Below are 10,885 nucleotides of genomic sequence, written 5' to 3'. Positions count from 1 at the left end.
TGCCCCTGTCCGGGGCGGGACTCACTTTCTTTGCTGCTGCAAAGAAAGTAAGCAAAGAAAGCAGCTTCCCACCGCCAAAACTAACAATCCACCACAAGCGTTTGATTGGGATTGGCGCTGGAGAGTAAGTGTCGCCCTCACGGTAGAAATGGGCTTGGCTCGCGGACCCACTGCGTCAACGCGCACTTGCTCTGAGTGGTATGCGCTCCGTTTGGCTCCGTCCTCGCTTCGCTCCGACGTCGGGTTCACCAAAACCATCTTGTGCTTGCGCTTCCTGTTACCTTGGATTCCCTGCGCGGTGCACCCAACGTCTGACCGCGTAGCGCGAGGATCGCGCCGTCTTCGCTTCGCGCAGATGCGGGGTTCACAAACTCAAGCTCCCTGCCTGCCTTGCTTCCCTGCGCGGTGCACCCGACGTCTGAGCGCATAGCGCGAGGACGGATGTATGACTGCTGCACCGGTCCGGTGTACTGCGAGTTGACACAGTGGGTCCGCGAGCCAAGCCCCGTTCCTCCGTGAGGGCGACACTTACTCTCCAGCGCCAATCCGTCGAGGCTCAAGTGAGGGTTTGGTAGCACTGGCGGTGGGAAGCTGCTTTCTTTGCTTACTTTCTTTGCAGCAGCAAAGAAAGTGAGTCCCGCCCCGGACAGGGGCAGAGCGAATAGACCGAAAACAAAGCAAGCTCCATAGAGGCCTAAGTGCATCAAACGGTTTAAACCCCAACCCCACCCCCACCCCCACCCCCACCCCCAAGCGCCAGCGTCAAAATCCCGGGAATCACGCTCTTCAATGATTGACGGCCGGCCCGCGCAAAACTTTAGGCCGGCCCACGCGACGACGCTATTTCTTCGTCACGAGTTCGACCGGCGTCTCGATCACACCCGACAGCTCCGACTGCTTCTTGTGGCCGGAAATCGCCTTCAACGCCGTATCGATGCCGAACACGGCCTGCTTCGCCGCGTACTGGTCCGCGGTGGCAAGAACGCGTCCGTCCTTCAGCATCGGCTTGATCGCGTTGATGTTGTCGTAGCCGACAACCTGCACCTTGCCCGCCTTGCCCGCCGCGCGGATCGCCGACACCGCGCCGATCGCCATGTTGTCGTTGCCGCAGAGAAGCGCCTTCACGTTCGGATTGGCGTTGAGGATCTGCGCCGCGACCGCGTTGCCCTTGTCGATTTCCCAGTCGCCCGACTGCAGCGCGGCTACCTTCATGCCGCCCGCCTCCATGGCGTCCTTGAAGCCGGCCGTGCGCTGCTGCGCGTTGGTCGTGGTCGAGACGCCTTCGATCACGCCGACTTCATCGCCCGATTTGAGAAACTTCGCGAGATAGTCGCCGACCTTCTTCGCGCCCTTGCGGTTGTCCGGGCCGACGAACGGCACGTTCAGATCCTTCGACTTCAGCACGTCGGGATCGAGCCGGTTGTCGATATTCACGACGATGATCCCCGCATCCACCGCCTTCTTGATGACCGGCACAAGCGCCTTCGAATCGGCGGGCGCGATCACGATCGCATCGACCTTCGAGACGATCATCTGCTCGACGATGCGGATCTGGTTGGCGGTATCGGTTTCGTCCTTGATGCCGTTGGTGATCAGGTCGAACTGAGCGGCGTTGTGCTTCTGGTATTCCTTCGCGCCGGTTTCCATCGTGAGGAAGAACTCGTTCGCGAGCGACTTCATCACGAGCGCGACCTTGGGCTTTGCCGGTGTTTGCGCCACGGCCGCGGAGAACGGCACGGGAAGGATGGAGCAAACAGCCAGCGCGACGGCGGCCGACAGGACCCGCCGGCGGATATTTCGGTTCATGCGTATCTCCAGTTATTTCGTTTCGTGTTGTCTGGGTCCGAGGTTGACGCGTGATTCATGACGGTCAACGTTTGCCCGCCGTCGATTCTCGACGGTGAGGCCCGTATGGTCAATCGGGCATGAACCGGTGAGCGCGCAACAAGTTGCACAAGGGCTCGTCACAGTTCATCGACAGATTGTCCTTCAATTTTGTGATCGATGATGTCCCGTGCGTAGTCGATGCCCGCGCGCGTCGCATCGATGGGGCTTTCGAACGGCTCCTGGTCGGGCACGCCGAACATCTCCGCGCGGCCGCTTTCGCCGCTCGAACTGCGCGAGATCGTCACGACGATATCGAAGTGGCGCGGGCCGTCCTCGGGATCGTCGCGTTCCTTCGCGCGCCGCAGTGCCTGTACCTTGATTTCGAAGCCCTTGTAATGGTCGGACAGCGGGGTAGACATGAGCCACTCCTTCGATTGAATGTTGTGGGGTGCAACTGCGCCATGCTTCGATAACGACAACGCCTGAAAGCGGTCTGCAAGCCACGTTCCAGCGCTGGTACACCGCTTGTAAGGCGCGGCCACCGAAGCTCGCGCCCTGTTGCATGCAAGGCTTACAGCCGCTTCACGAAGGCCTCGGCGCGATGCCGCGAAAATGGTGTCCTGATTTCCCCTAACCGCGCCCAATCGTGATATTCGGCTTGCCATAATGCGCTGGCGGACGCCTCGCTGCACGCACGGTGCTCCGATGTTCCTCGTCACACAGCCTCATTCAATAACAACCGCTGTCGAACTCAAAGGGAGCGTTACATGTACAACTCATCAAGCCTCAACCGATCCACCCGTCTGATCCGTTCGGGCGCCGCCGTTCTCGCGCTTGGCTTCGCGCTCGCCGCGCCTGCTACCTACGCGGCGAACAGCCAGCAATCGAAGATGACCGATTGCAACAAGCAGGCCGCCGACAAGAAAGGCGACGAACGCAAGGCGTTCATGAAGAGCTGCCTCGCGGCGGCGCCCGCTGCGGCCTCCGCACCGATGACGCAGCAGGACAAGATGACCGCCTGCAATAAATCGGCGACCGGCAAGTCTGGCGACGATCGCAAGGCTTATATGAAGAGTTGCCTGAGCAACAAGGGCTGATCCGGTTCCGACAAGCCGGACCGCCCAAGGTCCGGCGCAGCGCACCAATCCCTCCGCCGCACGCCCTGTGCGGCATTTCGTCCCGCTCATATTGCACTGCACCTACAAAGGTGATACGCCCCGCGCGGTTTTTCTCATAAGATGGCGCGAGGGCGGCCCCACGATCAATACAAGAAATGCGCCATCGGCCGCCGCAGCTTTTCCGGCTTGCAGTTTTGCATCCAACGGAGACAGTGGATGGCCTGGAAACACAAGAACCGCTGGTTCAGGCGGTGGCTGATGGTGATCGTCTTCTGGGCGGTCCCGGTGATGATCGTCGCGGTCAGCGAGATCCGCGAGGAGATGGCCTACAACAAGGCCGATCTCGTCCGCGCACTCTCCACTTGGGATCTCACCGATGCGCAGCGCGCTCAAGGCGCGGCCGCGCTGTGCCGTGGCGCGCCGGACGAAGCGCGCACGGCCGGCTGCCCCGCCGACGTCATGTCCGCGAACGCCGCGAAGCACCAGGAAGCCCTCGATCTCTATGCCGCCCGGCGCAGCACGCTCGCGGGCTACCTGTGGCACGCGTTCGTCGGTTATTGGGTGGTACCGGCGACGTTCCTGCTCGGCTTGGGCGTCGTGATCGGCGGCGTGCGGCGCGCGTTGAGACGCCCGCCCCGTGCCGAAGTCAAGTCGTCCACCACGCATCCATGATCCTCAACCCTCTGGCACGTTCATTGCTGTCGCGAGTGTGCGGCGTTCACGCAACACGTCAGACGAAATTCGATCAATTTACGCCGCGATTTTTGACGCGGATCGGTCAGGTAATTCTGACTGGTTCGTCGAAATCGGCCATACACGTAGCGCTTTGTGAGAACGAATCAGACGACTTAGCAGTCGCAGAAAATTGCGTGGCGCCGTTGTCTTAAAACCTCTGAAAAGCGATGCGAAACGGAGTAAGCTTGAAGGTCAAATTTACCGTTCGATTTTGTAATAAATCGACGAAACCAAGCCGGGTAAGGCTTGGCGCGATTTTCTTGCCGTCGCGTTCTGCTGTTGCTGTGCTATAAATCCGCATGCTGCACCCTCCCGCTATATGGGGTTTCCCAAGTCCACGATGGAGAAAAATGATGCAAAGACGAAACTTCATGCTCAAGTCGACCGCCGCGCTCGCACTGGGAGGCCTCGCGCTTGCCGGTTGCACGACGACGTCGAACTCTGGCGCGCAGAAAACGGCCGGTGACTCGGACGAGCGCCGCTCCATCGACGCCGATGTCGACGCCACGATGCAGCGTCTCTATGCGACCGTCAAAGGCTCGCGCGAACTCGTCGCGAAATCGCGCGGCGTGCTGGTATTCCCGTCGGTCATCCAGGCTGGCTTCGTGGTCGGCGCCCAGTACGGCAAGGGCGCGCTGCGCGTCGGCGGCGGCACGGTCGGCTACTACAGCACGACCTCGGCATCCGTCGGCTTGCAGGCTGGCGCGCAATCGAAGTCGCTGATCTTCTTGTTCATGACGCAGGACGCGCTCGACAAATTCCGCAACTCGGACGGCTGGGCAGCGGGCGTCGACGCATCGGTTGCGCTCGTGAAGATGGGCGCGAACGGCGTGGTCGATACTACGACGGCAACGTCGCCGGTCGAAGCGTTCGTGCTGACGAACGCCGGCCTGATGGCGGATGTTTCGCTGGCAGGCACGAAGGTTTCGCGCCTGAAGATCTGACGCGCCGGTCAAGGGCGTCTCGCGGTAAAAGCAAAACCGCCGCGCGGCACGACTTACGGGTCGTATCGCGCAGCGGTTTTGTCTCTTTTACCGCGAGTTTTACGTCGCGGCGCGATCGATCAGCTTGAAGCGCGCGCGCTTTTGCGCCCGCACGACGGCTTGGTAGGCATCCACGTACTGCTGCGCCATCCGGTGCGACGTGAAGCGCTCCTCGAAGCGCTGCCGCACCCGTTCGCGCGAGAGCGTATGCAGCCGGTTCACAGCGGCAACCGCGCCGATCTCGTCCTCGACGATGAAGCCCGACACGCCTTCATCAAGCACTTCCGGCACCGAGCCGCGATTGAACGCGATCACCGGCGTGCCGCAGGCCATTGCCTCGATCATCACGAGGCCAAAAGGCTCCGGCCAGTCGATCGGGAACAGCAGCGCATGCGCGCCCGAGAGGAATTCGGCCTTCTGCCCGTCGCTGATCTCACCGACGAACTCCACGTATGGCAATTCAAGCAACGGCGCGATTTCGCGCTCGAAATACTCGTGATCGGCAGAATCGACCTTGGCGGCGATCTTGATCTTCATCCCGCAGCGCCCCGCGATCCGAATCGCGGTATCGACACGTTTTTCCGGCGATATGCGCCCGAGGAACGCGAGGTACTTCTGCTCGACTGGCTGCGGCGTATAGAGATGCTCCGGCAGCCCGTGATAGACGGTCGTCAGCCACTTGGCCTGCGGCAGCGGATGGCGCTGCGAATCCGAGATCGAAATCACGGGCGCCGTGTTGAACGTATCGAAGACGGGCTGTTGCTCCGGCAGGTCGAGCCGGCCGTGCAGCGTCGTGACAAACGGCGTGTCCTGGCGCTTGAAGAGCGAAAACGAGTAATAGTCCATGTGGAAATGGAGGACGTCGAACTCGTCGGCGCGGCGGCGGACCATTTCCATCAGCAGCATGTGCGGCGCGATACGGTCGCGGATCGCCGGGTCCAGGCGCAATGCGCGCGGCCACACGGCTTCGAGGGTCGCCTTCGTCTGCGAATCGCCGGTTGCGAAAAGCGTCACGTCGTGGCCGAGTTCGACGAGCGCCTCGGTGATATAGGACACGACGCGCTCGGTGCCGCCGTAAAGCTTCGGCGGAACCGACTCGGTCAGAGGGGCAATCTGGGCAATTCTCATCGTTCTCGTCTCCACTGGGATCTTTCCCGGACGGCTGCGCACGCTAAAAAGCCTGCTGGAGCGCGATGCCGCTGGGCGCACGGAGTATGACAGCCGCCGCACCGCGCGGACAACGAGGTTTGCCCTAGGTGCCGGTGACGTGCGGATGCTGACGCTTTTTCGCGCGAGTTTTCATTATCGAACGCGCACCGGCCATAGACGGCAATTCTTTCATTTGAACTACGCTGTTACATCCGGGAAACATTCGCAGGAGTGCGCTTACGTCGCGTTATTTCGATGGAACGCCGCGCAAATCGGCCAGGAAGGTGTCGCGCCAAACGCCGAGATCGTTTTTGCGTAATGCCGTCATATTCGTCTGATAACGCTCTTGGCGCTCGGCGAGCGGCATCGAGAGCGCGCGCCCGATCGCCTCGCTCATCCCGACGATGTCGTGCGGGTTCACCAACAGCGCGCCCGTCATTTCGTCGGCGGCGCCGGCGAATTGCGACAGCACGAGAACGCCCGGATCGTCAGGATTCTGCGCGGCGACGTATTCCTTCGCGACGAGATTCATGCCGTCGCGCAACGGCGTGACGAGGCCGATCTGCGATTCGCGGAACAGTGACATCAGCTTCCAGCGGTCGTACCGCTGATTCAGATAGCGGATCGGCGTGTAGTCGAGGCCCGAGTAACGGCCGTTGATGCGCCCCGCTTCGTATTCGAGGTTCTGGCGGATTTGTTGATATGTGTCGACATCGGAGCGCGTCGGCGGCGCGATCTGCACGAGCGTGACGTTGCCGCGCCACTCCGGCGACTTCTCCAGGAAATGCTCGAACGCCCGAAACCGCTCGACGAGGCCCTTCGAATAATCGAGCCGGTCGACGCTCATGATCAGCTTGCGCCCTTCCAGACTCTGCTTGAGGTCCATGACGTCCTGCCGCGCTTCGCCGCGCTCGGCCTGTTCGGCGATTTCGTCGGGGAACACGCCGATGCGGTACACGCCCGTCTTCAGCGTGCGCCCGAACGCCTCGACGTGACCGTCGGGCGTCGCCTTGCCATTTGCGTGCCGCACGACGTAATCGTGGAACGCGATCTGGTCGCCCTCCGTCTGAAAGCCGACGACGTCATAGCAGCACAGCGACTTCACGAGTTCCGCATGCGGCGGGATGTTCAGCAGAATTTGCGGCGACGGAAACGGAATGTGTAGGAAAAATCCCATTCGATTCGTCACGCCTTCAGAACGCAGCGCCTCGGCGAACGGAATCAGGTGATAGTCGTGAACCCAGATGACGTCGTCGGGTTGCAGCAGCTTGATCGCCTTGTGCGCGAGCCACGAATTCACGCGTCGATACCCAGCGTATTCGTCGCGATCGTAGACGGCCAGATCGTTGCGATAGTGGAAGACCGGCCAGAGGGTCGCGTTCGAAAAGCCGCGGTAGTACTGGTCGTAGTCCTTCTTCGGCAGGCCGACGGTCGCGAAGGTGACCGCGCCGTCCTCGACGAGCGTCGGCCCGGAGTTCGCCACGCTTTCGCTCACCACGTCGCCGCTCCAGCCGAACCAGACGCCGCCGCTGTCCTTCAGCGCGCCGAACACGCCGACGGCAAGCCCGCCCGCCGATCCCTTCGTTTCGGTGGGCGTGGCAACGCGATTCGATACGACAACCAGGCGACTCATGAATTGCTCCTCTCTTTCGTTTGATCCCGCGCGTCCGCAGGCGTGTGCGTCTTGATCGACCTGAAAAACGGCTCGGGGTTTCGTTTTTATCGGCGCTGGCCGTTCCTGGTCGAAGCTCCGGGCGCCGTCGATGCCGCCGAATGCGCCGCAGGATCGGGGCCTGATCGCTCGCCGCGGCTTGCGACGGGATCGGCGGCGGTGTTCGCCGTGCTCGCCACCTTGCCCGAAGGCATCGACGGCCCGGTCCGATCGAGGGGCGGCGCGAATTCCACATGCTCCCGATCATTCGACAAATCCGCCCGCGTGCGCGGCAGGAATTGCGGATAAGCCGCCTGCACGAAACCAATCAAGCCTTCGCGCACGCGGCAGCGCAAATCCCAGTTCAGGCCTGAATCGAACGAACTGACGAGCACGCGCAGTTGCATCGACCGTTCGGTGGCGTCGGTGACTTGCAGCACCTGCACGCGGCCGTCCCACTCGGGCGCGTGTTCCAGTATGCGCTCCAGCTCCTCGCGCAGCGGCGCGAGCGGCATCCGGTAATCGACGTAGAAGAACACTGTTCCGATGATTTGGGAGCTGTTGCGCGTCCAGTTGGTGAATGGGTTCTCAATAAACCATTGCAGCGGCACAATCAGCCGCCGCTGGTCCCAGATGCGGATCGACACGTACGTGCCCGTGATTTCCTCGACGCGTCCCCACTCGCCCTGAATCACGACGACGTCGTCGAGCCGGATCGGCTGCGAAAGCGCGATCTGCAATCCAGAGATCAGGTTGCCGAGCACCGGGCGCGCGGCGATACCTGCAACTAGCCCAGCGACACCCGCCGACGCCAGTAGACTCGCGCCGATCTGCCGGACGCTCGGAAACGACATCAGCGCCCCGCCGATTCCGATGATCACGATCACCACCATCACCGAGCGCGCCAGCACGCGCGCCTGCGTGTGCATGCGGCGCGCGTGGAGGTTGTTCTCGGTATCGAGCGGATGTGCCTGCACGATCGCTTCGCCGACCGCGCCCGCCGAACGCACCGCGAGGAACGTCAGCGCGCCGATCAGCGCGACCGTCGCCAGGTCGCGCAGCACGCCGATGAGCGGCAGCGTGTCGGGCGCCTCGAAGATCACGAAGGCGAGCGCGAGGATGATCAGCAGAACGAGCGCGGGCTTGTTGATGTAACGCAGCACGACGCTCATCAGCGGGTACGGCCGCGCGATGCGTGTGAGAATGCGCGCGCCCACGCGATGGACACCAAGCGCGAACACCACGCCGAGCGCCGCAACGCCGAGCGCGCCCGGCCAGGTACGCAGGGGGGCTTCGGCGATGCGGAGGAATTCGTCGAAGGAGATCATGAGCGTCGTGGAATCAGCCTCGTCGGGAAGGTGGATACGACGGTTCAGGGCACCGGATTCGAAGCCTGAAAAACAAACGGCCGGTCACGCGGACCGGCCACAACGGGTGCAACCTCTTCAGTTGCGCCGTGCGCTCAGCGCTCCGCCTTGCAGGGAAACGCCTTGCCGAGCCCGAGCGACACCATCGTCGTCGCGTTGAAGCCGGCCTTGTCGGGGTTGTCGGCGATGTACTTGCGCACCGCGTCGGTGAGTTGCTGCGGCTTCACATCCACCGGCAGGCAAAAATACTGGCCCACCTGCGGGCCGGAGGTTCCCCCGATCGCCTCGATTGTGTTGTAGATGCCGTCCGCCGCGCCCTCAATATAGGCAGCGCACGCGCTGCGCGAAACGGTATCGGTCTTGATACAAAGCTTGTTCAGGTCGTTGCCCGTGAACGCCGCCGCGCTGAGCGGCGCCGCCAGGACACTGGCCATCACGAAGAACCGCAGCATGGCGTTCCTTTTTCTAGTTGATTGGAGGCCGGATCGATGCGGCTCCCCGCCCGGCGACTGCGCTATTTTGCACCGTTTGTGCCGCTTTGCGGAGCGCTTGCGGCGGCTGGCATCGAGTCGAGACGCGCCTGCAGCCCTTCCGCGACGTCCTTCGCGTTGTATTGCTTCGCGAAATCGATGGCCGTCATGCCGATCTGGTTCTTCACGCGCAGGTCGGCGCCTTCGTCGAGCAGCAGTTTCACCGTCGACAGATGGCCGCCGCGCGCCGCCATCATCAGCGGCGTCGTGCCGTTCGGCGAACCGGCGTCGATATAGGCCGAATGGTCGATGAGGATCTTTACGACGTCGTCGTGGCCGTTGGTCGCCGCGTAGTGCAGCGGCGTCCAGCCTTTCTTGTTGACCTCGGCGTCCTTCGCGATCAGGAGGTTCACGAACTTGGCGTCGCCGTTGAGCGCCGCGAGCATCATCGCGTTTTCGCCGGCGGTGTCGAGCTTCTCGAGATCGGTTTTCGGGTTGTCGGCGAGGACCTGGCCGACCTTGTCCGACTTCTCGCGCGCGGCGATCACGAGGAGCGGCGCGCCCGTGTTGTCGACGAGATTCGGGTCCATGCCCTGCGCAAGCTGCTTTTTGACGCCGGAATCGTCGTCGAACTTGACGGCTTTGATCAGCGTGTCGGCGGGTGCGGCGAACGCCGGGGTGCCAATCGCCGTGGCGGCCAGCAGAACGCCCGCGAAAAGACTGCGCGCACGATTGGACGAAGCGGATTTCAGCGATGAATTATTCATGTGAGCCTTGAGTTGCTTGAGTGGCGGGGCGCGGGATCTTGAAGAGCTTGAAGAAGTTGTCGGTGGTCGCTTCTGCGAGCGCTTCGTCGGGCATCTCGCGCAATTGCGCGATGAAACGTCCGACATAACTCACGTACGCAGGTTCATTCGGCTTGCCGCGATACGGCACGGGCGCGAGATAGGGCGAATCGGTTTCGATCAGAAGCCGTTCGAGCGGCACGCGCTGCGCGACGTCGTGCACGTCCTTCGCGTTCTTGAACGTAACGATGCCCGACAGCGAGATGTAAAAGTTCTGCGCGAGCGCCGGTTCGGCGACGTTCCACGGCTCGGTAAAGCAATGCATCACGCCGCCGGGCACGCTCGCGCGCTCTTCCCGCATGATCCGCAGCGTGTCCTCCCACGACGACCGCGTGTGCACGATCAGCGGCTTGCCCGTCGCGTGCGCGGCGCGGATATGCGTGCGAAAGCGTTCGCGCTGCCACTCCATATCGGCGAGGCTGCGGCCTTCCAGCCGGTAATAATCAAGCCCGGTCTCGCCGATCGCCACCACTTTCGGGTGCGACGCCAGCTCGACCAGTTGCTCGACGCTCGGCTCCTCGGCGTCTTCGTGGTCCGGATGCACGCCCACCGACGCGTAGATGTTCTCGTACTGCTCCGCGAGCGCGAGCACCGAAGGCAGCGTCTCCAGATCGACGGAAACGCAAAGCGCATGCGTGACCTGCTGCTCGCGCATTTTCGCGAGCACTTCGGGCATGCGGTCGGCGAGACCCTCGAAATTGATGTGGCAATGCGAATCGACAAACATGGGCGTTCCTGTG

The 10,885-nt window shown here is 62.4% G+C and carries 11 protein-coding genes; 3 read left to right on the top strand and 8 right to left on the bottom strand.

The features are described from left to right. Positions 1-840 precede the first annotated feature (840 nt). Positions 841-1,806, bottom strand: coding sequence for a sugar ABC transporter substrate-binding protein (locus AWB65_RS17470; RefSeq protein WP_087668347.1), 966 nt, complete (start codon positions 1,804-1,806; stop codon positions 841-843). Positions 1,807-1,964: 158 nt separating this feature from the next. Further along, the gene (locus AWB65_RS17465; protein ID WP_087668346.1) at positions 1,965-2,246 is read right to left on the bottom strand and encodes a hypothetical protein; all 282 of its coding nucleotides are present in this window, start codon (positions 2,244-2,246) and stop codon (positions 1,965-1,967) included. 348 nt (positions 2,247-2,594) lie between these two features. Here AWB65_RS17465 and AWB65_RS17460 point away from each other — a divergent pair, with 348 nt between their 5' ends. The 3 genes from AWB65_RS17460 (at position 2,595) to AWB65_RS17450 (ending at position 4,624) form a co-directional block, all read left to right on the top strand. Continuing rightward, complete coding sequence (locus tag AWB65_RS17460; protein WP_087668345.1) at positions 2,595-2,924, top strand: PsiF family protein; 330 nt, start codon at positions 2,595-2,597, stop codon at positions 2,922-2,924. Positions 2,925-3,161: 237 nt separating this feature from the next. After that, complete coding sequence (locus tag AWB65_RS17455; RefSeq protein WP_087668344.1) at positions 3,162-3,617, top strand: hypothetical protein; 456 nt, start codon at positions 3,162-3,164, stop codon at positions 3,615-3,617. Between the two features lie 416 nt (positions 3,618-4,033). Then, positions 4,034-4,624, top strand: a complete 591-nt coding sequence (locus AWB65_RS17450) for a BPSL1445 family SYLF domain-containing lipoprotein (RefSeq protein ID WP_087668360.1) — start codon at positions 4,034-4,036, stop codon at positions 4,622-4,624. Between the two features lie 99 nt (positions 4,625-4,723). Here the strand turns inward: AWB65_RS17450 and AWB65_RS17445 are convergent, their stop codons facing one another. The 6 genes from AWB65_RS17445 to AWB65_RS17420 form a co-directional block, all read right to left on the bottom strand. After that, positions 4,724-5,791: a glycosyltransferase family 4 protein gene (locus tag AWB65_RS17445; RefSeq protein ID WP_087668343.1), complete on the bottom strand. Its 1,068-nt coding sequence runs from the start codon at positions 5,789-5,791 to the stop codon at positions 4,724-4,726. A gap of 268 nt (positions 5,792-6,059) precedes the next feature. Further along, positions 6,060-7,445, bottom strand: coding sequence for an alpha,alpha-trehalose-phosphate synthase (UDP-forming) (gene otsA / locus AWB65_RS17440; RefSeq protein ID WP_087668342.1), 1,386 nt, complete (start codon positions 7,443-7,445; stop codon positions 6,060-6,062). 86 nt (positions 7,446-7,531) lie between these two features. Then, complete coding sequence (locus AWB65_RS17435; protein WP_087668341.1) at positions 7,532-8,791, bottom strand: mechanosensitive ion channel family protein; 1,260 nt, start codon at positions 8,789-8,791, stop codon at positions 7,532-7,534. A 134-nt stretch (positions 8,792-8,925) separates the two neighbouring features. Further along, a complete protein-coding gene (locus tag AWB65_RS17430) occupies positions 8,926-9,282 on the bottom strand; it encodes a Rap1a/Tai family immunity protein (RefSeq protein ID WP_087657557.1) in 357 nt (118 codons plus the stop codon). Positions 9,283-9,344: 62 nt separating this feature from the next. Next, on the bottom strand, positions 9,345-10,067 hold the full coding sequence (locus AWB65_RS17425; RefSeq protein WP_087668340.1) for an ankyrin repeat domain-containing protein: 723 nt from the start codon (positions 10,065-10,067) through the stop codon (positions 9,345-9,347). Next, on the bottom strand, positions 10,060-10,872 hold the full coding sequence (locus tag AWB65_RS17420) for a TatD family hydrolase (RefSeq protein WP_087668339.1): 813 nt from the start codon (positions 10,870-10,872) through the stop codon (positions 10,060-10,062). Before AWB65_RS17420 ends, AWB65_RS17425 begins: the two co-directional genes overlap by 8 nt. Positions 10,873-10,885 lie beyond the last annotated feature (13 nt).

The sequence above is a fragment of the Caballeronia humi genome, assembly GCF_001544475.1.
GTDB classification, from domain to species: domain Bacteria; phylum Pseudomonadota; class Gammaproteobacteria; order Burkholderiales; family Burkholderiaceae; genus Caballeronia; species Caballeronia humi.
Note: the sequence above shows the minus strand (reverse complement) of the source record. Positions and strands in the feature narration are given on the sequence as shown.